This is a genomic window from Neisseria sp. HMSC067H09 (assembly GCF_001814135.1).
GTDB lineage: Bacteria > Pseudomonadota > Gammaproteobacteria > Burkholderiales > Neisseriaceae > Neisseria.
This window is the reverse complement of the sequence record NZ_KV814946.1, coordinates 76341-97989: the sequence shown is the minus strand read 5'-3', so window position 1 is coordinate 97989 and position 21649 is coordinate 76341. Positions and strand designations below refer to the sequence as shown.

22 protein-coding genes are annotated in these 21649 nt (G+C 52.3%); 15 read left to right on the top strand and 7 right to left on the bottom strand.

The genetic code is table 11. The features are described from left to right. Positions 1 to 52: 52 nt before the first annotated feature. Positions 53 to 1156, bottom strand: a complete 1104-nt coding sequence (gene dnaN, locus HMPREF2954_RS10430) for a DNA polymerase III subunit beta (protein WP_045072433.1) — start codon at positions 1154 to 1156, stop codon at positions 53 to 55. A gap of 148 nt (positions 1157 to 1304) precedes the next feature. Beyond that, positions 1305 to 2855, bottom strand: a complete 1551-nt coding sequence (gene dnaA, locus HMPREF2954_RS10425) for a chromosomal replication initiator protein DnaA (RefSeq protein ID WP_045072435.1) — start codon at positions 2853 to 2855, stop codon at positions 1305 to 1307. 425 nt (positions 2856 to 3280) lie between these two features. Here dnaA and rpmH point away from each other — a divergent pair, with 425 nt between their 5' ends. The 4 genes from rpmH (at position 3281) to yidC (ending at position 5733) form a co-directional block, all read left to right on the top strand. Further along, on the top strand, positions 3281 to 3415 hold the full coding sequence (gene rpmH, locus HMPREF2954_RS10420; protein ID WP_002214728.1) for a 50S ribosomal protein L34: 135 nt from the start codon (positions 3281 to 3283) through the stop codon (positions 3413 to 3415). Between the two features lie 2 nt (positions 3416 to 3417). Next, positions 3418 to 3756 carry a ribonuclease P protein component gene (gene rnpA / locus HMPREF2954_RS10415; protein WP_003758090.1) on the top strand — a complete coding sequence of 113 codons (339 nt, stop codon included), beginning with the start codon at positions 3418 to 3420 and terminating at the stop codon, positions 3754 to 3756. Continuing rightward, entirely contained in the window at positions 3756 to 3977 is a 222-nt protein-coding gene (yidD, locus tag HMPREF2954_RS10410; protein WP_045072436.1) for a membrane protein insertion efficiency factor YidD, read from the top strand. The genes rnpA and yidD overlap by 1 nt, the downstream gene beginning before the upstream one ends. Before the next feature lie 112 nt (positions 3978 to 4089). After that, positions 4090 to 5733, top strand: a complete 1644-nt coding sequence (gene yidC, locus HMPREF2954_RS10405) for a membrane protein insertase YidC (RefSeq protein ID WP_045072437.1) — start codon at positions 4090 to 4092, stop codon at positions 5731 to 5733. 78 nt (positions 5734 to 5811) lie between these two features. Here yidC and HMPREF2954_RS12550 read toward each other — a convergent pair whose 3' ends face one another. The 3 genes from HMPREF2954_RS12550 to HMPREF2954_RS13315 all read right to left on the bottom strand — a co-directional run bounded on the left by HMPREF2954_RS12550 (position 5812) and on the right by HMPREF2954_RS13315 (position 9113). Continuing rightward, positions 5812 to 7968, bottom strand: coding sequence for a hypothetical protein (locus HMPREF2954_RS12550; protein WP_070689121.1), 2157 nt, complete (start codon positions 7966 to 7968; stop codon positions 5812 to 5814). A gap of 186 nt (positions 7969 to 8154) precedes the next feature. Continuing rightward, a complete protein-coding gene (murI, locus tag HMPREF2954_RS10395) occupies positions 8155 to 8964 on the bottom strand; it encodes a glutamate racemase (protein WP_003779418.1) in 810 nt (269 codons plus the stop codon). A 17-nt stretch (positions 8965 to 8981) separates the two neighbouring features. Continuing rightward, the gene (locus tag HMPREF2954_RS13315) at positions 8982 to 9113 is read right to left on the bottom strand and encodes a hypothetical protein (RefSeq protein WP_267894564.1); all 132 of its coding nucleotides are present in this window, start codon (positions 9111 to 9113) and stop codon (positions 8982 to 8984) included. Positions 9114 to 9218: 105 nt separating this feature from the next. On the opposite strand from HMPREF2954_RS13315, the gene tsaE reads away from it, so the two are divergent. From tsaE to HMPREF2954_RS10340, 11 genes are all read left to right on the top strand, one after another. Continuing rightward, complete coding sequence (gene tsaE, locus HMPREF2954_RS10390; RefSeq protein ID WP_045072439.1) at positions 9219 to 9695, top strand: tRNA (adenosine(37)-N6)-threonylcarbamoyltransferase complex ATPase subunit type 1 TsaE; 477 nt, start codon at positions 9219 to 9221, stop codon at positions 9693 to 9695. Beyond that, positions 9677 to 10936 (top strand): N-acetylmuramoyl-L-alanine amidase, encoded by a 1260-nt coding sequence (locus HMPREF2954_RS10385; RefSeq protein ID WP_045072440.1) that lies wholly within the window; start codon positions 9677 to 9679, stop codon positions 10934 to 10936. The genes tsaE and HMPREF2954_RS10385 overlap by 19 nt, the downstream gene beginning before the upstream one ends. A gap of 411 nt (positions 10937 to 11347) precedes the next feature. Further along, positions 11348 to 12883: a sodium-dependent transporter gene (locus HMPREF2954_RS10380; protein ID WP_045072441.1), complete on the top strand. Its 1536-nt coding sequence runs from the start codon at positions 11348 to 11350 to the stop codon at positions 12881 to 12883. Further along, a complete protein-coding gene (locus HMPREF2954_RS11955; protein ID WP_016687493.1) occupies positions 12880 to 12972 on the top strand; it encodes a methionine/alanine import family NSS transporter small subunit in 93 nt (30 codons plus the stop codon). Before HMPREF2954_RS10380 ends, HMPREF2954_RS11955 begins: the two co-directional genes overlap by 4 nt. A gap of 262 nt (positions 12973 to 13234) precedes the next feature. Beyond that, a complete protein-coding gene (locus tag HMPREF2954_RS10375) occupies positions 13235 to 13642 on the top strand; it encodes a YMGG-like glycine zipper-containing protein (RefSeq protein ID WP_045072442.1) in 408 nt (135 codons plus the stop codon). Positions 13643 to 13832: 190 nt separating this feature from the next. Then, complete coding sequence (locus HMPREF2954_RS10370) at positions 13833 to 14897, top strand: DUF1176 domain-containing protein (protein ID WP_045072444.1); 1065 nt, start codon at positions 13833 to 13835, stop codon at positions 14895 to 14897. A 199-nt stretch (positions 14898 to 15096) separates the two neighbouring features. Then, positions 15097 to 15417 carry an accessory factor UbiK family protein gene (locus tag HMPREF2954_RS10360; RefSeq protein ID WP_009312789.1) on the top strand — a complete coding sequence of 107 codons (321 nt, stop codon included), beginning with the start codon at positions 15097 to 15099 and terminating at the stop codon, positions 15415 to 15417. Positions 15418 to 15430: 13 nt separating this feature from the next. Then, a complete protein-coding gene (locus HMPREF2954_RS10355; protein ID WP_045072448.1) occupies positions 15431 to 16927 on the top strand; it encodes a YifB family Mg chelatase-like AAA ATPase in 1497 nt (498 codons plus the stop codon). A gap of 448 nt (positions 16928 to 17375) precedes the next feature. Continuing rightward, complete coding sequence (locus HMPREF2954_RS10350) at positions 17376 to 18470, top strand: SPOR domain-containing protein (RefSeq protein WP_045073181.1); 1095 nt, start codon at positions 17376 to 17378, stop codon at positions 18468 to 18470. Between the two features lie 10 nt (positions 18471 to 18480). Beyond that, complete coding sequence (locus HMPREF2954_RS10345) at positions 18481 to 19125, top strand: thiol:disulfide interchange protein DsbA/DsbL (protein ID WP_045073178.1); 645 nt, start codon at positions 18481 to 18483, stop codon at positions 19123 to 19125. 213 nt (positions 19126 to 19338) lie between these two features. Then, complete coding sequence (locus tag HMPREF2954_RS10340; protein WP_039408878.1) at positions 19339 to 20163, top strand: undecaprenyl-diphosphate phosphatase; 825 nt, start codon at positions 19339 to 19341, stop codon at positions 20161 to 20163. Between the two features lie 123 nt (positions 20164 to 20286). Here the strand turns inward: HMPREF2954_RS10340 and HMPREF2954_RS10335 are convergent, their stop codons facing one another. Together HMPREF2954_RS10335 and HMPREF2954_RS10330 are read right to left on the bottom strand one after the other, a co-directional pair. Then, positions 20287 to 20997, bottom strand: a complete 711-nt coding sequence (locus HMPREF2954_RS10335) for an SAM-dependent methyltransferase (protein ID WP_070689120.1) — start codon at positions 20995 to 20997, stop codon at positions 20287 to 20289. A 59-nt stretch (positions 20998 to 21056) separates the two neighbouring features. Continuing rightward, positions 21057 to 21647, bottom strand: a complete 591-nt coding sequence (locus HMPREF2954_RS10330) for a Maf family protein (RefSeq protein ID WP_045073173.1) — start codon at positions 21645 to 21647, stop codon at positions 21057 to 21059. Positions 21648 to 21649 lie beyond the last annotated feature (2 nt).

The following is a 21649-nucleotide window of genomic DNA, read 5'->3' as shown; positions in this document are numbered from 1 at the left end:
GAAACCTGTTTGGTTTTCAGACGACCTTTTTATTCATTTCAAAACAACCGCATCAAATGCGCATCGGCATAACGATGTATTTGAAGTTCGGGTTGTTCGGTACGGTAAACAAGGTCGAGCGGTTGGCATCACCGAAGGCGAGCTGCATATCGTCGGAATGGATGTTGCGCAATACATCCATCAGATAGCCGATGTTGAAGCCGACTTCGAGTTCGCCGCCTTGGTAGGCGATTTCGAGTTCTTCGCGTGCTTCTTCCTGCTCGTTGTTGCTGCACACGACGCTCAAGAGGCCGGGTTGCAGGAACAGGCGCGCGCCGCGGAATTTTTCGTTGGCAAGGATGGCGGCACGTTCAAGCGCGCCCAAAAGTTGGGTACGGGAAACGAGGAAGATTTTGTCGTTGTCCAGCGGGATGACACGGTTGAAGTCGGGGAATTTGCCGTCGATGACTTTGCTGACGATGGTCGTGCCGTTGCATTGGAAGCGTACTTGGTTGTTGAGCAGCTCGACGCTGATGGGTTCGGACGGGTTGTTCAGCAGCTTGAAGAGTTCCAAAACGGTTTTGCGCGGCAGGATGACTTCGGTTTTGGGCAATTCGGCTTCGATTTGGCTGGCGGCGTAGGCAAGGCGGTGGCCGTCGGTGGCGACGAGGCGCAGTTGGTTGCCTTCAACCTGCATCAGCAAGCCGTTGAGGTAGTAGCGGATGTCTTGTACTGCCATGCTGTATTGGACTTGTGAAAGCATGGTTTTGAAAGTCTCCTGCAACAGGGAAAACGCGGCGCTGATGTCTTCGCCGACGCTCATCAGCGGGAAGTCTTCGGCAGGCAGGGTTTGCAGGGCGAAGCGTGATTTGCCTGCACGCAGGGTCAGGCGGTTGTCCGCCCAGTCGAGCGAAACGATGGCGCTGTCGGGCAAGGCGCGCAGGATATCTTGGAATTTTTTGGCGTTGGTGGTGATGCGGAAGTCGCCTGCCTGACTTTCCGGGCCGGCCGTGTTGATTTGGATTTCCAAGTCGGTCGCCAGGAGTTTGGTTTGACCGTCTTTGCTTTCGAGCAGGACGTTAGAGAGGATGGGCAGGGTATGGCGGCGTTCGACGATACCGGTAACGGCTTGCAGCGGCTTGAGCAGACTGTCGCGGTCGGCTTGTAAAATCAGCATGGTCAATTCCTTTTGAATCGGTTATTTCGGGTGTTTTTGAATCGGGTTCGGCGGACGAGATGGTTGATTCGCCGCCGTTAAAATCAAAGTGTATTTGTGTTTTCAGACGACCTTTTAAGAGAGGGGTCGTCTGAAAGCCGGTTCTGACTCAATTTTGAATCAGAATCAGGAGTTTTTCGTAATCTTGCGCCAACTCGGGATCTTCTTCGCGCAGTTTTGCTACCGCTTTCACGCCGTGCATGACGGTTGTGTGGTCGCGTCCGCCGAAAGCGTCGCCGATGGATGGCAGGCTGAGAGTGGTCAGTTCTTTGGTCAGGCTCATGGCGACCTGACGCGGACGGGCAATGTTGCGTGTGCGCTTTTTGCCGAGTATATCGCTGATTTTAATACGGTAATATTTGGCAGTCGCGTCGATAATGGTGTCGGCGGTAATGATTTTGTGTTTTTCGGCAATGATGTCCTGCAAAGCCGTGCGCGCCAAATCCATGTCGATGACGGGGCGGTTCATAAAGCGGCTGCTGGCGCTGACGCGGTTGAACGCGCCTTCCAGTTCGCGCACGTTGGAACGAATCAGGTTGGCGACAAACAATGCGGCTTCGTCTTCAATGCTGATACCTGCCGCTTCTGCCTTTTTCTGCAAAATCGCCACGCGCATTTCCAGCTCGGGCGGCTCGAGTTCCAAAGTCAAACCCCATGAGAAACGCGATTTGAGGCGGTCGTCCATGCCTTCGATTTTGGCAGGCAACACGTCGCAAGTGAGGATGAGCTGTTTTTTCTCGTTATGGAAATGGTTGTACAGATAGAAAAATTCTTCCATCGTACGGTCTTTGCCTTTGATGAACTGGATGTCGTCGATAATCAGCAGGTCGTATTGTTTGTATTGCTGCTTAAATACATCATAAGTATTGTTGCGCACCGCCTTCATAAAGCTGCGGATATAGTCGTCTGAATGCATATAACGCACTTTGGCGTCAGGACGGTTTTTCAGCAGTTCGTTGCCGATGGCCTGCACCAAGTGGGTTTTACCCAAACCCGTACTGCCGTACAGGAAAAACGGGTTGTAGCCCTGCCCCGGGTTCTCGGCAATGGCTTGGGCGGCGGCGGCGGCAAGGCGGTTGCCCTTACCTTCTACCAAGGTATCGAATGTGTAGTCGCGCGACAGATTGGTCTGCTCATAACGCGCTTCTTCCGCATCGCGCTGCGCTTCCGTTTTGGCTTTGGCAACGGCTTTGGATTCTGCGGGCGCGGCGGCAGGCTGTTTGCTTTCGTGCGGCAGGTTTTTCATGCGCTGCGCCAAAATGTCCGCCGCTGTTTTCGCAACGGAGGGTTTGTCCGAGTTTTCAGACGACGTCCCGTCCGAAAAAGATTCTTGCGCGTCCGCTTTCGGCATTTCTTCCGTCAACGCGGCTTGTTCAGGCGCAACTGCCCCCGCATTTTCCGCCATTTCATAATGCTGCCCCGCGCCCGCCTTAAACGCAAAAGCCGCCTGCTGCGGGGCCAATTCCGCACGCACCACTTCGATTTTGGCGGCAAACTGGCTTTTGAGCATATTGCAGGCAAACTGGTTTTTACCGTAAACCACCCACACGCCGTTTTCCTCGCCCACGGTCAAGGGCGCAATCCATTGCGCGAACTGCCCGGCAGGCAAAATATCGTGAAGTCGGCGGAGGCACTGCGGCCAAAATTCTGCTAGCGTCATGAATAAGCTCGAGTCGTGGAAATCGTTGGAAAGAAACGGAGAGAAACCGTCGGAAATTGCAGCCCTTGAAAATGCGGTTTCAGCCCGACGGGAAAAGTGTCGCAAATACCGCACAAACCCTATCCACCAAACCGGACGCCGTCTGAAAATACAATTAAATTATTTTTGGAAAATCATCACGATAAATCCGCACCACCATTTTCAGACGACCTATCGCCCGACAAAGGGACAGGAATTGCCGATTATACCCACTCCGCCAAACTTTATCCACAACCCGCCGGAAATTTTATCCACAAAGCACTACGCGAATCCGCAAACCGAATCACCCCGCGCGCCATATCCATTTACTCAACCGAGATTGACAAAAGCAGAAAATTAGAGTGTAATTCACGGTTTATTTATCTACCGATTTTTTAGGAAACATCATGAAACGCACTTATCAACCTTCCGTTACCAAACGCAAACGTACCCACGGCTTCCTGGTCCGCTCCAAAACCCGCGGTGGCCGCGCAGTATTGGCAGCCCGTCGCGCCAAAGGCCGCAAACGCTTGGCAGTGTAATTTTGGACTACCGCTTCGGAAAGCAGTACCGCTTATTAAAAACGGATGATTTTTCATCCGTTTTTGCGTTCAAAAACCGGCGCAGCCGCGATTTGCTGCAAGTTTCCCAATCTGCCGACAACGGATTGAACCATCCGCGGCTCGGCTTGGTCGTCAGCAAAAAAACAGCGAAACGCGCGCATGAACGCAACTACATGAAGCGCGTCATCCGCGATTGGTTCAGGCTGAACAAAAACAGCCTGCCGCCACATGATTTCGTCGTACGCGTCCGCCTGGCATTCAACCGGCAAAATGCCGCCGAAGCCCGAAACCAATTGGCGCAACTTATGCGCAAACGCTGATGAATACCCTGTTGTCCAAATTCGTCCTCGCGCTGATCCGTTTTTACCAATACGCCGTCAGCCCGCTGATACCGCCGCGCTGCCGCTATACCCCGACCTGTTCGCAATACGCTGTCGAGGCAGTCAAAAAATACGGCGCATTCAAAGGCGGCTGGCTCGCCCTCAAACGCATCGCCCGCTGCCACCCTTTCGGCGGACACGGACACGACCCCGTCCCGTAATCCGAATCATTCGGATAACTTGATTTCCTTTAATTTCCCGTCGGTTTCTATATAATGCCGTCTGAAGCAGTTTTCATCTCCATTACATACCCGTCAATTCCAGGAATCTCTTATGGATTTTAAAAGACTTGTGGCATTTTTTGCCATTTCGCTGGCAATCTTTGCCGGCTGGGAACATTTCTTCCCCAGCCCCAAACCCAATCCGGCACAACAAGCCGCGCAGCAACAGCAGCAAACCGCCGCAACCGCTGCCGCTGAAGCCGCACTCGCCCCCGCAACGCCGATTACCGTAACGACCGACACGGTCAAAGCCGTCATCGACGAAAAAAGCGGCGACCTGCGTCAAATGACCCTGCTCAAATACAAAGCAAATGGCGACGAAAACAAACCCTTCACCCTGTTTAACGACAGCAAAGAATACACCTACGTTGCCCAGTCCGAGCTTTTGGATGCACAAGGCAACAACATCCTCAAAGGCGTCAACTTTACCGCAGCGCAAAAAGAATACAGTCTCAACGGCGACAAAGTTGAAGTTCGCCTGAGCGCGCCTGAAACAAACGGACTGAAAATCGACAAAGTCTATACTTTCACCAAAGACAGTTACCTCGTCAACGTCCGTTTCGACATCACCAACACCAGCGGCAAGCCCGCCAACCTGAGCGCAGACTACCGCATCGTACGCGACCGCAGCGAACCCGAAGGTCAAGGCTACTTTACCCGCTCTTTCGTCGGCCCGGTGGTTTACACCCCCGAAGGCAAATTCCAAAAAGTCAGCTTCTCCGACTTGGACGACGATGCCAAATCAGGCAAAAACGAAGCCGAATACGCCCGCAAAACCCAAACCGGCTGGCTCGGCATGATTGAACACCACTTCATGTCCACCTGGATTCTCCAACCCAAAGGCGGACAAAGCGTTTGCGCCGCAGGCGACTGCCGTATCGACATCAAACGCCGCAACGACAACCTGTACAGCACCAGCGTCAGCGTTCCCCTTGCCGCCATCCAAAACGGCGCGAAATCCGAAGCCTCCATCAACCTCTACGCCGGCCCGCAGACCACATCCGTCATCGCCAATATCGCCGACAACCTGCAACTGGCAAAAGACTACGGCAAAGTACACTGGTTCGCCTCCCCCCTCTTCTGGCTCCTGAACCAACTGCACAACATTATCGGCAACTGGGGCTGGGCAATCATCGTTTTGACCATTATCGTCAAAGCCGTACTCTACCCGCTGACCAACGCCTCTTACCGCTCGATGGCAAAAATGCGCGCCGCCGCGCCCAAACTGCAAGCCATCAAAGAAAAATACGGCGACGACCGTATGGCGCAACAGCAAGCCATGATGCAGCTTTACAAAGACGAAAAAATCAACCCGCTGGGCGGCTGCCTACCCATGCTGTTGCAAATCCCCGTCTTCATCGGCTTGTACTGGGCATTGTTCGCCTCCGTAGAATTGCGTCAGGCTCCTTGGCTGGGCTGGATTACCGACCTTAGCCGCTCCGACCCTTACTACATTCTGCCCGTAATTATGGCGGTAACCATGTTTGCCCAAACATTCCTCAACCCGCCGCCGACCGACCCGATGCAGGCAAAAATGATGAAAGTCATGCCGCTGATTTTCTCAGCCATGTTCTTCTTCTTCCCTGCAGGTCTGGTATTGTACTGGGTAGTCAACAACCTCCTGACCATCGCCCAACAATGGCACATCAACCGCAGCATCGACAAACAACGCGCCCAAGGCGAAATTGTTTCCTAACAGCGGTTTGACACACTAAAAAGGTCGTCTGAAAACTTAATTTCAGACGACCTTTTTACATTTCCCACTAAGACAAACTTACCTAAGTGGCGGATTAATAGGCAGTGACGACCTAGATACTTTCACATCAGGACACAGCTTGCGCATCTGATATTGAAACACCTCCGCCTTACGCCTTCTGCTGGTCTTCTCGTAATTCGTACCCAAAATTACCTCATCCACTATATCCCGTATATCAGAATAAGGAATAAAGACCGATTGGCTTACATCACAATATTTAACTTCCTCTGCGTCAATTTTCGCAATTTTCATCAATCGAAATTCTTCTTCATCTCGGAAAGCAAAGTCTTTAAACAAATAACGGATATATTCCAAAATCTGTTTATCCTCTTCTTCAAAACTGTTTTTATTATGGAGAAAATTCATTAATTCTTGCAATGCCTCTTCCAATTTAGTCAAGCGGAATTCATGCCACTTTTTATTATCTCCAATAGGTTTCAAACGAATGCCAAACTTACCATGCGGCATCTCAAACCATCTTCCGCATTTTTCCCTAGAAATGTACTCATCCTCATAAGCAATATAGGCAATCTGATAAAGTGGCAACTTTTCAAACTGAAAAATTGAGAGCTCAATCTCTGGTAACTTGTGAGAACTCTTATCTTGCAGCCCATTCTCTGCATGTTCTTTTTGAGTTGAAGCTAGGCTACGAAAGGGAGAAGAAAGATCCACCTCCTTTAACCAATCCCCATTTTTATTAACCACTAGGCAACAACCTGAAGCCTCTATACCATCTTCTTTGCCATACAGACGGAACTGATTCAAATCATTGACGCGACTCGAAAAACAAGTGAAGAAGGCATTATAAGTCGGATAATCCACCTTATTTTCCAACTCCAAATCCTGCACATCCAAAAACTCCAGCAAAGTTTTACCTTCTGAAGGATCATTCATATCGGTAGAACTACCAATTCGCAATGGATTAATCTCTTCCCCAATACCAAACAATTTATGGCACACGATTGGAGAAGTGTAATGAGCTAAGGGAATAGAGCCTAACTCTATCGTTGGAATATTCAAGACTGCCAAAATAGTAGAAATAGCATTACTTAAACGAGGGTCATTAGCCTTTGGAATAAAGAGAAGTTCTTTTATTTCTTCTTTCTTATCCTTAAAATATTTCACCCATTTTTGATCACGATAGGCAAAATATTTTAGATAATGTTTGAGAGAACTCTCTAAAAAATTCTTTTTAGGCCAATCAATTAACGCAGGAATCTGATCGCGTACATTTTCAATCTGATCGCGTACATTTTCAAAAAATTTGGCAGATTTTTGGAAAAGATCATCGGCTTGAGTGTCATCTTTCGCTCTTCTAGCCTGCTCGAAATAACAACACCCAATGTGATATTGAGCATAAATCTGCCCTATGATACCGTTTTGCTTATCTATCTGATTATCCTGATTATCAAGTTCTCCAGAAAGTTGTAATTCCTGTTTATGATGGTCAATAGCTTTGTTCAGTAGCCCTTCCGCACTCTCCACATTTTTAGTGTGTAGCGCCCATTCCAAATAGGCACCGCCTATCCATGAATGTGCCTGAGCTTGTTCTAAGATATGTGGTCGTAAGGTTGTTGCTGCTTGTTTGATAAGATCCAATTGTTGAGAATAACACTGTAGAGCCTTCTTAATCAGCCTAATCCTTCTATCTGAAATTAGTGTTCGCTTTGCTTGTTCAGAATAACAATGACCTAGCCAATTTTGAGCCTTAATTTGTTCTTTAACAAAATCCTCTTTTTTTTCCAATCTATTAAGGATATCTAGCTGATGATAATAACTTCTAATAGCTTGATGAAGGCATATGTTTGTTGTATCAACAATTTTTTCCCTTATCGCCAGCTCCAAATAACAACGACCCAGCCAACCATAAGCATACTGCTCTTCAATACTAGCTTGTGTATTACACAGCTTTTTGGCAAGCGATAACTGCTGCTGAAAATATTTAATTGCTTCTTTCAACAGTTGAATCACTTTTTCATTTTTTTCAGTTCTTTGTGCCTTTTCAAAAGAACAGCATCCCAACCAATACCGGACATCGTTTTGCTCTTGAATTTGTACCTGTGTAGCCTCACCAATAATTTCTTGCCAAGCCTGCTTCAGTCGTTGTTCTACCTTATCAAACTGTTCTCCTTTAAAAAAATTTCTGCTTTCATCAATAAATTTTTGGACACTCATCATTTCTCCCTTCAAAAAAATTATTCCATCAAAAACAATTTAGGATGTAATTGTACATCACATCTTTCTTAATTCTCTTTTCCTTTCAACTTTCTTGTATCACTGAAACCAATAGCAAAAAGGTCGTCTGAAAACTCGAAACACGGGTTTTCAGACGACCTCTCGTTTTGGTATGCGGGATATGCCTTATCCCAGCGAGACCATTTCGATTTGTTCCATACTGCGTCCGAGGAAGCGTTCGCCTATGGTACGGAAGCGCAGGGGGATGTCGCTGACGTAGAAGCGGTAGTCGGGGCTGTCGTTTTCAGTGTTGAGCAGGCCCGCTTGGGCGAGCGCTTGGGCGGTCGCTTCGGCGGTGGTGATGGCGGAATCGACCAGGGCGACGTTTTGCGCTTCTTTGCCGATTAGGGGCTTGAGCAGCGGGAAGTGGGTACAGCCGAGGACGAGCGTGTCGATGTCGTCCACCAAAAGCGGTTTGAGGTATTCGCGTACGGTCAGGCGGGTTACTTCATGGTCAAGCCAGCCTTCTTCCACCAGCGGCACGAGCAGCGGCGTCGCCTGCGTGCGCACGAGCGTGTCGGGGTTTTGGGCGTGGATGGCGCGGGCGTAGGCGTTGCTGTTGACGGTGGTATTGGTGGCGATGATGCCGATTTTGTTGTTGCGCGTGGTGTTCAGGGCGGCCTGCGCGCCGGCGGAAATCACGTCCAATACGGGCATATTGCCTGCTTTTTGACGGATTTTTTGTCCGGCAACGGCGGCGATGGTGTTGCACGCGATGACGAGCGCCTTAACATCGTTTTCCAGCAGGAAATCGACAATCTGCATGGCGAAGGTTTCGATGGTGGCGCGGGATTTGGTGCCGTAGGGAACGCGGGCGGTGTCGCCGAAGTAGATGATGTTTTCCATCGGCAGGCGTTCCATCAGGGCGCGGACGTTAGTCAGGCCGCCGACGCCGGAATCGAAAACGCCGATGGGGCGTTGTTTGCTGATAGTCATGATGCGGTTTGTACGGATTAGGTATGATGGGGCGGATTGTACACGTTCGGCGCAAGGCTTAACAGAGACGGGGTCGTCTGAAAGGGTTTGAGTTGTGCGGAAACGGTATTTTCAGACGACCTCTGCGGCGTTTGGACGGCAGACGGCAAAGATGCCGATTGAACATCTTTATCTAACTTTATCCTCCCTTATGTTTGCAAATGCCCGTAAATCCAGCATAATTAAGGTTTCTAGAACACGACAAGGCTGATTTCATGAGCGAGGGCGCAACCTTTTCCCGCCGGCTTCCCGACGAAGAGTCCACACTCAAGCTGGGTGAAAGTTGGGCAAAATCGCTGCGCGCGCCATTGGTCATCCATCTGCAAGGCGATTTGGGCGCGGGGAAAACCACGTTCACGCGCGGCATCCTGCGCGGACTCGGACACACCGGCGCGGTCAAAAGCCCGACCTACGCCATTGTCGAATCCTACCCGCTGGAAGCGTTCACGCTCCATCATTTCGACCTTTACCGCTTTGCCTCGCCCGAAGAATGGGAAGATGCGGGTTTGGACGACCTGTTCTCCCCTGACAGCGTCTGCATCATCGAATGGCCGCAACAAGGCGGCGCGTTCACACCGACCGCAGACATCACCGTATCCCTGAATCACGCCGCGCAGGGCAGGGCCTGCACCGCTACCGCACACACCGCCAACGGACAAAAAAGTTTAGAAGCATGGTTAAATTCAAACTGACACGAAGACAAGTCGTCCGCCAAACTGCCGGACTGTTGTTCACCCTCACGCCGATTGCCTCCGCCCTCGCCAAAGCCGCGCCGCCCGCCCAATTCGTCGCCGCCCGTATTTGGCCTTCGCATGCCTATACCCGTATCACCATCGAAAGCTCGCGCGCCCTGCAATATCAGCATTTCGCCTTGGAAAACCCCGGCAGGCTCGTCGTTGACATCCAAAACGCCAACATCAACAGCGTCCTGCAAGGCATTTCCGGCAAAGTCCTGCCCGACGACCCCTATATCCGCAGCATCCGCGCCGGACAAAACACCCCGACGACCGTACGCGTCGTCATCGACCTCAAGCAAAACGCCCATCCGCAAGTCTTCTCGCTTGCTCCGGTCGGCGGCTTTAAAAACCGCCTCGTCATCGACCTCTATCCGCACGGCGTCGATGCCAACGACCCGATGATGGCGCTGCTCAACGGCAACCCGCCGAAACGCCTGCAGACACAACGTCCTACCGATCGCACGAACATTGCCCAAGACGCACCTCCCCGCTCCAACCGCGGCGGACGCCGTCCCGTCGTCATGTTAGACCCCGGTCACGGCGGTGAAGACCCCGGCGCCATCGGACCCAGCGGCTTGAAAGAGAAAAACGTCGTCCTCTCCATCGCCCGCGAAACCAAAAACCGCCTCGAAAGCATAGGCTACACCGTTTACATGACCCGCAACGAAGACATCTTTATCCCGTTGGGCGTGCGCGTCGCCAAAGCCCGCGCCCGCAATGCCGACGTGTTCGTCTCCATCCACGCCGATGCCTTCACCAGCCCGTCTGCGCGCGGTACCGGCGTTTATATGCTCAACACCAAAGGCGCGACCAGCTCCGCCGCCAAATTCCTCGCCCAAACCCAAAACAACGCCGACGCCATCGGCGGCGTCCTTAAAAGCGGCAACCGCAGCGTCGATAACGCCATTCTCGACATGACCCAAACCGCCACCATGCGCGACAGCCGCAAACTCGGACATTCCGTCCTGACCGAATTGGGCAAACTCAACCAACTCCACAAAGGCCGCGTTGACGAAGCCAACTTCGCCGTCCTGCGCGCGCCCGACATCCCATCCATCCTCGTCGAAACCGCCTTCCTGTCCAACCCGACCGAAGAGCGGCTGCTCGGCAGCGACTCCTTCCGCCGCCAATGCGCCGACGCTATTGCCACCGGCATCCAAAAATACGTCAACAACGCCATATTGCGCAGAGGATAAGCTAGGTTTTCCGGAAAAGATAAAAGGTCGTCTGAAACTTTGAAATCGGTTTTCAGACGACCTTTTATTTTTTACGTCATTCCTTAAAAAGGAATGTGTATTCGGATTCATACCAAATTGCACAACAAGCCCTAAACGCAAAAAACAATAACGTCCACATCCGGCAACTCACCCTGCCCTTGGGCAATGCAAGGCCGTCTGAAATTCCCAGAACTGCCCGAAACGCAACTTAAATCTGTTTTCCGCTTGCCAAGCCTGTTAAATTTTTTTACGATACAGCCATAGATTGTAAACAAAGGCCACAAGCCGACTGTTTTTTTCAGACGACATTACCCCTGTCAGACCTCATTTCTATAACCGTAAGCCGCCAAGCGGCTGTTTTCATACCACATCAAAGCAAGAGGTATCAACGTGTCTGATTCCAAAACAAACGAACGCGCGACGTTTAGCAACCGCCGCGCGTTTATGGTTGCCGCTATCGGCTCTGCCGTCGGCCTGGGCAACATTTGGCGCTTCCCCTACATCGCCTTCGAAAACGGCGGCGGTGCGTTCCTCCTACCCTATCTGGTCGCGCTCTTGACCGCCGGCATCCCGCTGCTGCTGCTCGACTACGCCATCGGCCACCGCTACCGCGGCTCCGCTCCGCTGGCTTTCCGCCGCCTCGGCCGCTGGTTCGAGCCTGTGGGCTGGTGGAACGTGATGACCAACGTCATCATCTGTATCTACTACGCAGTCATCATCGGCTGGTCGGCAAGCTATGCCTACTACTCGCTGAACGCCGCATGGGGCGCGGATCCGCAAGCGTTTTTCTTTAAAGACTTTTTGAACATGGCAGGTCCTGAAGCCTTGGGCTTGGATTTTGTCGGTAAAGTCGTCGGCCCGCTGATCGGCGTATGGCTGTTTACCTGCATCATCATGGCTTTAGGCGTACAAAAAGGCGTGGCGGGCGCATCGTCGTTCTTCATGCCGCTGCTTTTGATTATGTTCATCATCATGGTCGGCATCTCGCTGACGCTGCCGGGAGCGGCTAAGGGTTTGGACGCGCTGTTTACGCCCGACTGGTCGAAACTTTCCGATCCGAAAGTCTGGGTCGCCGCATACGGTCAGATTTTCTTCTCGCTCTCCATCTGCTTCGGCATCATGGTGACTTACTCTTCCTATCTGAAGAAAAAAACCGACTTGGGCGGTACCGGCTTGGTTGTCGGCTTTGCCAACAGCAGCTTTGAATTGCTCGCCGGTATCGGCGTATTTGCCGCGCTGGGCTTTATGGCGCAAGCGAAAGGGCAAGCCGTCAGCGAAGTGGCTTCCAGCGGCATCGGTTTGGCTTTCATCGCCTTCCCGACCATCATCAACCAAGCTCCGATGGGGGCGCTGATCGGCGTATTGTTTTTCGGTTCGCTGGTATTCGCAGGCATTACCTCGATGATTTCCATCGTCGAGGTTATCGTTGCCGCCATTCAGGACAAATTGAACATCGGCCGCGTCAACGCTACCCTGCTCGTCTGCATTCCGATGGGCATTATCTCCACCCTGCTCTTCGGCACGACCACAGGCCTGCCCGTTTTGGACGTATTGGACAAATTCGTCAACACCTACGGCATCGTCGCCGCCGGCTTCGTCTATGTTTTGGCCATCATCGTCCTGCGCAAACTGCCCGAGCTGCGCAACCACCTGAACGCGCTCTCCTCCGTCCGCGTCGGCGCGATTTGGACTGCCTGCGTCATCTTTACCGTTGCCATGCTCGGCTATATGTTGTACCAAGACACAATCGGCCTGCTTAAAGAAAACTACTCGAAATATCCCAGCGATTTCCTCAATATCTTCGGCTGGGGCATGTCGATCGGTCTGATTGTCATCTCCGTGGTACTGTCGCTTCTGCCTTGGAAACATGGTCAAAACTTCAACGTCAAAGACGAACACGAACATGAACAAGGAGATAAAGAATGAGTACCTCAGCCATCATCATGATGATTATCGCACTCGTCGTCATCTGGGGCGGATTCATTCTGTCCGTATGGCGGCTGCCTGAAGAATAGGCTTTTTCAAATAAGTGTTGCAGACACCGTACAGGTCGTCTGAAACCCAAACGCCCCGAAACCGCATACCGGCTTCGGGGCGTTTTGTTACCGCCAAATCCAATATAGTTAAGACTTCCAATCCATCAACCAAGCAATCGCGCCTCAACAAACAACATTTGTTTACGCTAATTTTCTACAGAAAAATGAACGGCGAACAAAAGAATGACTATAATGCCGACCATTCTCCGGCACCTGCCGTGTTTCACGAAAGGACGAAACAATGACTATGAAACCACTTATGGCGGTATTACTCGCCGCCAGCCTCAGCCTCCCCTCCATCAATGCGGAAGCTAGGGGCACTGACAACCAAAGAAAAGCTACCCTTATCGGTGCAGCAGCAGGCGCAGCTTTAGGCGGACTATTGGGTAACGATGAACAAAGTGCGTTCATCGGCGCGGTAGCAGGTGGTTTGGCAGGTAATGCATACGCCTATCGAAATAAAAAAATGAACCAGAAAGACAACGACAACTATTGGTACGACCGCCGTTACCGCGACTACCGCTACGATCGTGATGATTACGACTATGACGATCCTTACTACCGTGAGGCACGCTACAAAAGACATAAACACCACTATCGTAAATACCGCGATTGGTACAATGATTACTACGATTACAACGATGATTAAACACGCAGCCTGTATATCTTAAAAAAGGTCGTCTGAAAGGGAGTTTCAGACGACCTTTGCCGTCCCGAGTCAAAAACTTTTTGGCAAACGACGCATCATATGTTTTACAAAAAAAGCAGCGCGGCACTGTGTTTCCTTGCCGCGCCATCTTTTACCCATCCACTATAAAATAAAACTGAAGGAATACATCATGAAAAAATGGCTGCTGGCTGTTTTGCCCGTCACCGCACTGGCCGCTCCGCCCCAAGGCTTTTATCAAAATTACCAAGACTGGGACATCGCTTGCGACAATACCGGCACATGCCGTCTTGCCGGATATCAGGCGGACGAAACAGAAACGCCGGTTTCCATCTTGTTTACCCGAAAAGCGGGGGCGAACGCCGCCGTAGCCGGCGAAGTTTCCCTGCTGCCGTTTAACGACGATGAGCGTCAACTCGCCCGTGTGGCAGCCCGCAGTGAATTGATACTGAACGGCAAATCACTGGGCAAATTGGCGTTGAACAAAAAAGGCACAGGCAAATTGAGCAGCGCGCAAACCAACGCCTTGCTCGAAGCATTGAAAAAAGAAAGCAAAATCAGCATCCGCGCGGGAAAATATGAATGGCACTTGTCCGACAAAGGCGCGGCGGCGGCAATGTTGAAAGCGGACGAATTCCAAGGTCGTCTGAATACGCCTTCCGCGCTGATACGCAAAGGCAACAGCAGTCAGACAGTCCTCAGCCCGCAGCCTAAGCCCGTCATCCGCGCCGTTGCCGTACCGAAAACAGCAGGCGATATACTGGAGCAAGACACACCGCGCCACAGCGCCGTCATGAAGCTGCTGCGCAACAGCAACCGCGTTTCCGAAGGCGAAGATAATTACTGTTACGCCCTGCATAATAAAGAGCAAATGGGTTGGAACCGCAGCCTGTATGTCCATCCGCTCAACGATCGTCAGGTGTTGATTTCGGCCATCTGTATCGGCGGTGCTTATCAAACCAGCGGCTACTATGCCATTGCCGATAAAGAGTTGACCAAAATCGAACAAGTGCTCCCGCCGATGGTATACGGCGGGCACGGCGGATTCGACGAGAAAACAGCCACCCTCAGCGGCAGCTTCAAAGGCCGCGGCATAGGCGACTGCTGGACAAGCAATGCGGCGGTGTGGGACGGCAAGAGCTTCGTCCGCAGCGAGGAACACACTACCGGCTCGTGCAAAGGCTTTACCGGCGGTGCGTGGTGGCTGCCGATTTTTGATGCCCGCGTCGAGCGTTAAAATACGCCGAATATCGAAACAGGCGGCAAAAGCCGTTTCAAAAATGCCCGCAAGATTGAGCGATTTTGCGGGCATTTGCTACACGCGGGCGATGTTTGGAAGGGAAAAGGCGCGGCAGCAGAATGCCCGTTTTCAGACGACCTTTTTCCTTATACAATACGCTTGGATTTTATATATTCTGATATAAAGGATACGGATTATGTTCGGCAAACAACTCTTTGAAGAAGTCAGCGCAAAAATCAGCGAAACCATCGCCAACAGCCCCGCCAAAGACATGGAGAAAAACGTCAAAGCCATGCTCGGCAGCGCGTTCAACCGTATGGATTTGGTTACGCGCGAAGAATTCGACATCCAGCAGCAGGTGTTGATCAAAACCCGCACCAAATTGGTCGAGCTGGAAGAACGTCTGGCAAAACTCGAAGCCGCGCAAGAGCCTGAGCAGACTGCATTGGAAGCTGCCGAAGCCGCAGCCGAAGAAGCCGTCGCCGAAATCAAACAGCAAACCGAAGCCGGCGAATAAGGTCGTCTGAAACATGTCGCTTGCCTTGGTTTACAGCCGCGCCTTGAGCGGCATGAATGCGCCGTTGGTCGAAGTGGAAGCCCACCTTGCCAACGGCCTGCCTCATTTCAATATCGTCGGATTACCCGACACCGAAGTCAAAGAAAGCCGCGACCGCGTGCGCGCCGCCATCATCCAAAGCGGTTTCGACTTCCCTGCCAAAAAAATCACCGTCAACCTCGCCCCCGCCGACCTGCCCAAAGAATCGGGACGTTTCGACCTGCCGATTGCGCTGGGCATCCTCGCCGCATCCGGACAAATCGCACCTGAAAAGCTCGCGCAATACGAGTTTGCCGGCGAATTGGCGCTTTCCGGCATGTTGCGCCCCGTGCGCGGCGCGTTGGCGATGGCGTGGCAGGGCATGCAGGCTGGGCGTTCTTTCGTCCTGCCGCAGGAAAATGCAGAACAAGCCGCCGTGATGCGCGGCATTACCGTTTACGGCGCGCGTTCGTTAGGTGAGGTCGCCGCCCATTTGAACGGCATCGAACCTTTGGCGCAAACCGCCTGCCAAGTCCCGCAGAGGTCGTCTGAAAACGCCAAACTGCCCGACCTCATCGATGTCAAAGGTCAACACACCGCCCGCCTTGCTTTGGAAATCGCCGCCGCGGGCGGACACAGCCTCTTGATGATGGGCCCGCCGGGAACGGGCAAATCCATGCTTTCCCAACGGCTGCCTGGCATTCTGCCGCCTTTGACCGAAGACGAATTGGTCGAAGTATGGGCGTTGCGTTCGCTCCTGCCCAATCATCAGCAACAACTCGACAGCAACCGTCCTTTCCGCAGCCCGCACCACAGCGCCAGCTCGGCAGCCATGGTCGGCGGCGGTTCTGACCCGCGTCCGGGCGAAATTTCATTGGCGCATCACGGCGTTTTATTTTTGGACGAACTGCCCGAGTTTGACCGCAAAGTTTTGGAAGTTTTGCGCGAACCTTTGGAAAACGGCGAAATCCACATTTCCCGTGCGGCGCGCCAAGCCGTCTATCCCGCCAAATTCCAGCTTGTCGCCGCCATGAACCCGTGTCCGTGCGGTTATCTCGGGCATCCCGTCAAACCCTGCCGCTGCACGCCTGAAAGCGTGGCGCGTTACCGCAGTAAAATTTCCGGGCCGTTGCTTGACCGCATCGATTTGACCATCGAAGTCCCCAGCCTGTCCGCTGCCGAACTGATGCAGCAGGAAGCGGGGGAAAGCAGCGCCGTCGTGTTGGCGCGCGTGATCGCCGCCCGCGACAAACAATATGCGCGGCAAGGCAAAGTGAATGCCGCCTTGAGCGTCAGTGAACTCGACACGTCCGCCCGCATCCAAAAAGAAGCGCAGGAAGCCTTGGGCAGCCTGTTGGAAAAACTCTCCCTCTCCGCCCGCAGCTTCCACCGCATCATGCGCGTGGCGCGTACATTGGCGGATTTGGCGGGCGATGAAGAAGTCGGCAGAAGCCATGTTTTGAAAGCCGTCAGCTTCCGCCGCGCGTTGTAAGGTTTTTCAGACGACCTTGGGTACTGAAAACGGAAGATTCAAAGTATAGTGGATTAACTTTAAACCGGTACGGTATTACCTCGCCTTAGCTCAAAGATAACGATTCTCTAAGGTGCTGAAGCACCAAGTGAATCGGATCTGTACTGTCTGCGGCTTCGTCGCCTTGTCCTGATTTAAAGTTAATCCACTATAAAAGTTTAGACGGGCCGGGTATCTTGCTGGTGTGTCCAATGCGGAGTATTCTGTTCGGGCAAAAGAAGCCTGTCGTCGGTCAATTGTCAGCGCGTCCTAACATCACGGCGGTTTTCGTAAAAACCATGTAAACAAACGGCGCATTTTTGCCCAATATAAAGGATATTGATAAAATGACCCGTCCCTGCCGATGGCAGCAGCAGATTCCTCTGCCGCCAAAAGGTCGTCTGAACGGCATCATCAATATAGGTATCTCATGAATAAGAACACTCAATACGGCAAAGGCCTTTTCGGCTTTTTCTTCGGCCTCATCCTCGCCACCGGCGTGATCGGGGGCATCCTGTATTTTCTGAATCAAGACACACCGAACGCCTTCAAGGGCGCGACCGAGCCTCAAAAACAGCAAACCGAGCCTGAAATCCTCAAGCCGCAGGAAAAATCCAAACCTGAATCCAAGCCTGAGACTGAAGAACAGCCTGTCGTCGTTCCCGTAGAGAAAGAGCGTCCGGCAGAAGAAGCCAAGCCCGAACAGAAACGCAGCGAAGCCGACGACGATGCGGCGGCCAAAGAAAAAGAACGCGCAGACAAAGAAGCGAAAGAAAAGGCAGATAAAGCCAAAGCCGAGAAAGAACGCGCGGACAAAGAAAAAGCGGAAAAAGAGCGTGCCGTCCATGAAGCGGAAGACGAAGCCCGCGAAGCAGAAAAAGCCCTGCGCGAAGCTGAAAAAGAAGACAAAGACGCTGCCGAACGCGAGTTGAGACAAAAACTCGCCGAGAAAAAGGCAGAGCTTGCGAAAAAACGCGCAGAAAAAGAAAAAGCCGACAAAGAAGCCGCCGATAAAACCAAAAAGGCAGCCGAGTTGACGGACAAACAAAAAGCGCGCGCCGAACGCAAACTTTCCGAGAAAAAAGCGGCAGAGAAGAAAGCCGCCGAAGCCAAGAAAACCGAAACGGCCAAAACCAACAAACCGACCCCCGAGCAAATCCTGAACAGCGGCAGCATCGAAAAAGCCCGTCAGGAAGCAAATAAAGGCGCGGCGAAAGAAGTGAAAAAAGCCGAAGCGGACAAACAAACCGCCAAAGCCGACAACGCCAAAGCCGAAGCCAAAACTGCGGAAGGCGGTAAAAAAGTCATCCTGCAAATGGGTTCGTACGCCGACCGCAACAGCGCCGACGCGCAACGTGCCAAACTCGCCATGCTGGGCATTTCGTCCAAAGTAGTCGAGCGCACCAACGGCGACAAAACCGTTTACCGCGTACAAAGCAACAGCATGTCGTCTGAAGCCGCGAAAAACGTTCAGAAAGACTTGCAAAAACACAATATCAACAGCCTGATGCGTTCGGCACAATAAGGAGGCGGCAATGAAACGGACAACCAAACCGGCAGCCGTCCTCCTCAGCCTCGCGCTTGCCTTTTCCGCAAGCGCGCAGGCTGCGGTCGAAGGTGTGGATTACACGGTTTTGAACAAACCGATTCCGCAACGAGACGCATCCAAAATCGAAGTTTTGGAATTTTTCGGCTATTTCTGCATACATTGCCAAAACTTTGATCCCGTCTTACTGTCATACAGCAAAACTTTCCCGAAAGACGTTTACCTGCGTACCGAACACGTCGTCTGGATGCCTGAAATGCTGGGCTTGGCGCGGGTTGCCGCGGCGGTTAACGCTTCGGGTTTGAAGTATCAGGCAAACCCCGCTATATTCAAAGCCGTACACGAACAGAAAATCAATTTGGCAGATACCGCCACTTTCAAAAGCTGGGCGGCGGCACAAAAAAGCTTTGACAGCAAAAAACTGATTGCCGCATACGACGCACCCGCGAGCCTCGCAGCCGCTAAAAAAATGCAAAGCCTGACCGAGACTTACCGTATCGACGGCACGCCGGACGTCATCGTCGGCGGCAAATATCGGGTCATATTCAGCAGCGATTGGGCGAATGGGCAGAAAATCATAGGCGAGCTGATTAACAAAGTCCGCCAAGAGCGTTCCGGCAAAGCCGCGCGCTGACGGAATTTAGCCAGGCAGTTTCGGAATGACCGCAAAAAAACAGGCGGTTTCCGAACTGTCTGTTTGTTTTGGGTGGCGTAAAATCCATAAAAACGATACTCCTAAGGGATGGGGCAAATACCGTCATACCGCAGCATTTTTCCGATTCCGATACCGCTTCATCCTGAAATCCAGACGGGCAAACGTCGTCTGAAAACCAAAAAAGAAAGCAATATGGACATTTTGACTTTATTAAAAGCCCTGATTATGGGCATTGTGGAAGGCTTAACGGAATTTCTGCCGATTTCAAGTACCGGCCACTTGATTGTATTGGGCGACCTGCTCAATTTCCACAGCAACGGCAAAGTATTTGAAATTGCCATCCAACTGGGCGCGGTACTTGCCGTGATTTTTGAATACCGTCAACGTTTTACCTCCGTTTTATCCGGACTGGGCAAAGACCGCACCGCCAACCGCTTCGTGTTGAACCTTGCCGTCGCGTTCGTGCCAGCGGCAGTCGTAGGTTTGCTGTTTAGCAAACAAATTAAATTATATCTGTTTAACCCGATTACCGTCGCCACCATGTTGGTATTGGGCGGATTCTTTATTTTATGGGTCGAAAAACGCCAAAGCACAATCAAACCGAAAGTCAAAAGTGTGGACGAAATGCGCCCGATCGACGCGCTTGTGGTCGGCTGCGCCCAAATCTGCGCGCTGGTGCCGGGGACTTCGCGTTCGGGCAGTACGATTATGGGCGGTATGCTGTGGGGCATCGAGCGCAAAGCTGCGACCGAATTTTCTTTCTTCCTCGCCGTGCCGATGATGATTGCCGCCACCGGCTATGACGTATTGAAACACTACAAACTCTTTACTTTGCAGGATGTCGGCCTGATTGCCGTCGGTTTCATCGCTGCCTTCTTGGCAGGCCTCTTGGCGATTAAATCGCTATTGAAATTCGTGTCCAGCAAAAACTATGTTCCGTTTGCCTATTACCGCATCGTCTTCGGCGGATTGATTCTGCTGACTTGGGCGATGGGCTGGGTCAAATGGGCAGCATGATGTTGAAGCAGGGATAAGCTTTAGATAAAACAAAGGTCGTCTGAAAACCTTATCTGGAAGGTTTCAGACGACCTTTTCCAGTATGGCGGGCTCTAATTCATCCAACCGCCCGCCCCTACTTCCCTAACCTGCGTGCAACACAAATATTGTCGGGCGTTTTTTTAAATTCGGCAGCGTTTTCGATTTCCGCCAAGCGGCAACGGTTTGGCTGATGATTTCCTGCGTCGGCAAAGTCAGGTCGGTTGCGGTGCAGAGACGGGTTTCAGGATGCAGGGTTTCCAGTGCATCGGCAAGCAGCGCGTCGTTGCGGTAAGGCGTTTCGATGAAAAGTTGGGTTTCGTTTTGCTGGCGCGAACGCTGTTCCAAGCTCTTCAAAGCGGCAATACGCTCGCTTTTCTCGGACGGCAGATAGCCTTTGAACGCGAAATTTTGCCCGTTCGCCCCCGACGCCATCAGCGCGAGTAACAGGCTGGACGGGCCGACCAGCGGACGGACTTCATAGCCGTGTCGGTGCGCCAATGCCACCAAATTCGCGCCGGGATCGGCAACCGCGGGACAACCCGCTTCGCTGAGGATGCCCATGCTGCGCCCTTCCTGCAAAGGTTTCAGAAGCTCGGGCAGGGTTTTCAGGTCGGTGTGTTCGTTGAGGGTTTGCAGGTTCAGCTCGCGGATGGGGGTCGTGATGCCCAAATGTTTCAAATGGGCGCGGGCGGTTTTTTCGGCCTCAACCACGAAATCGGTCAATCCGGTAATCTGCGTCTGTTCGTGCGGCAGCAGGCAGGGTGTATCGGGCGCACCCAAAGGGGTGGGGATCAGGTAAAGAATCGGGGACATGATGGTGTTTCCTATACGGAAGGTCGTCTGAAACCGTCAAACGGCTGTTTTCAGACGACCTAAATGACTTCTACGCCTTCGTTTTTTAAAAACTCGACCAGTTTGAAGATGGGCAAACCGATAAGCGCGTTCGGGTCGCTGCTGTCTATGCGCTCTAACAACGCCGCGCCCAAGCCCTCGCTCTTCGCCGCACCCGCGCAGTAAACCGCATCCGGCTCGCGCGCCAGATAACGCTCAATCTGCCCGTCTGTCAGCACGCGCATCACAACCGACGTGTTATCGACATGGCGCTGAATGCGTCCCGAAGCAGTATTCAAAAGCACGATTGCGCTGTAAAATTCAATCTTTCTGCCGCTCAAATCCCTGAGCATTTGTTGTGCATTTGCGACGTTCATCGGTTTGCCCAACTGGCGGTCATTGCACCACGCCACTTGATCCGCGCCGATCACCAACGCGGCAGGAAATCGAGCCGCCAGCGAACGCGCCTTCCCTTCCGCCAAACGCAAGGCAGTATCCGCCGCGTTTTCACCCGCAGCAGGCGTTTCGTCGAAATCAGGCGCGGCAGTTTGAAAATCAATACCCAAACGTTCGAGCTGCGCGCGGCGGAACACCGAACCCGAACCCAATATCAAAGGCAGTTTTGCACTCATAT

Coding starts and splice junctions, on each gene's coding strand:
- dnaN (WP_045072433.1), bottom strand. CDS start 1,156: ATGCTGATTTTACAAGCCGACCGCGACAGTCTGCTCAAGCCGCTGCAA.
- HMPREF2954_RS10375 (WP_045072442.1), top strand. CDS start 13,235: ATGACTATGAAACCACTTATGGCGGTATTACTCGCCGCCAGCCTCAGC.
- yidC (WP_045072437.1), top strand. CDS start 4,090: ATGGATTTTAAAAGACTTGTGGCATTTTTTGCCATTTCGCTGGCAATC.
- tsaE (WP_045072439.1), top strand. CDS start 9,219: ATGAGCGAGGGCGCAACCTTTTCCCGCCGGCTTCCCGACGAAGAGTCC.
- dnaA (WP_045072435.1), bottom strand. CDS start 2,855: ATGACGCTAGCAGAATTTTGGCCGCAGTGCCTCCGCCGACTTCACGAT.
- HMPREF2954_RS11955 (WP_016687493.1), top strand. CDS start 12,880: ATGAGTACCTCAGCCATCATCATGATGATTATCGCACTCGTCGTCATC.
- HMPREF2954_RS12550 (WP_070689121.1), bottom strand. CDS start 7,968: ATGAGTGTCCAAAAATTTATTGATGAAAGCAGAAATTTTTTTAAAGGA.
- HMPREF2954_RS10350 (WP_045073181.1), top strand. CDS start 17,376: ATGAATAAGAACACTCAATACGGCAAAGGCCTTTTCGGCTTTTTCTTC.
- HMPREF2954_RS10335 (WP_070689120.1), bottom strand. CDS start 20,997: ATGTCCCCGATTCTTTACCTGATCCCCACCCCTTTGGGTGCGCCCGAT.
- HMPREF2954_RS10355 (WP_045072448.1), top strand. CDS start 15,431: ATGTCGCTTGCCTTGGTTTACAGCCGCGCCTTGAGCGGCATGAATGCG.
- yidD (WP_045072436.1), top strand. CDS start 3,756: ATGAATACCCTGTTGTCCAAATTCGTCCTCGCGCTGATCCGTTTTTAC.
- murI (WP_003779418.1), bottom strand. CDS start 8,964: ATGACTATCAGCAAACAACGCCCCATCGGCGTTTTCGATTCCGGCGTC.
- HMPREF2954_RS10385 (WP_045072440.1), top strand. CDS start 9,677: ATGGTTAAATTCAAACTGACACGAAGACAAGTCGTCCGCCAAACTGCC.
- HMPREF2954_RS10330 (WP_045073173.1), bottom strand. CDS start 21,647: ATGAGTGCAAAACTGCCTTTGATATTGGGTTCGGGTTCGGTGTTCCGC.
- rpmH (WP_002214728.1), top strand. CDS start 3,281: ATGAAACGCACTTATCAACCTTCCGTTACCAAACGCAAACGTACCCAC.
- HMPREF2954_RS10345 (WP_045073178.1), top strand. CDS start 18,481: ATGAAACGGACAACCAAACCGGCAGCCGTCCTCCTCAGCCTCGCGCTT.
- HMPREF2954_RS10370 (WP_045072444.1), top strand. CDS start 13,833: ATGAAAAAATGGCTGCTGGCTGTTTTGCCCGTCACCGCACTGGCCGCT.
- HMPREF2954_RS10360 (WP_009312789.1), top strand. CDS start 15,097: ATGTTCGGCAAACAACTCTTTGAAGAAGTCAGCGCAAAAATCAGCGAA.
- HMPREF2954_RS10340 (WP_039408878.1), top strand. CDS start 19,339: ATGGACATTTTGACTTTATTAAAAGCCCTGATTATGGGCATTGTGGAA.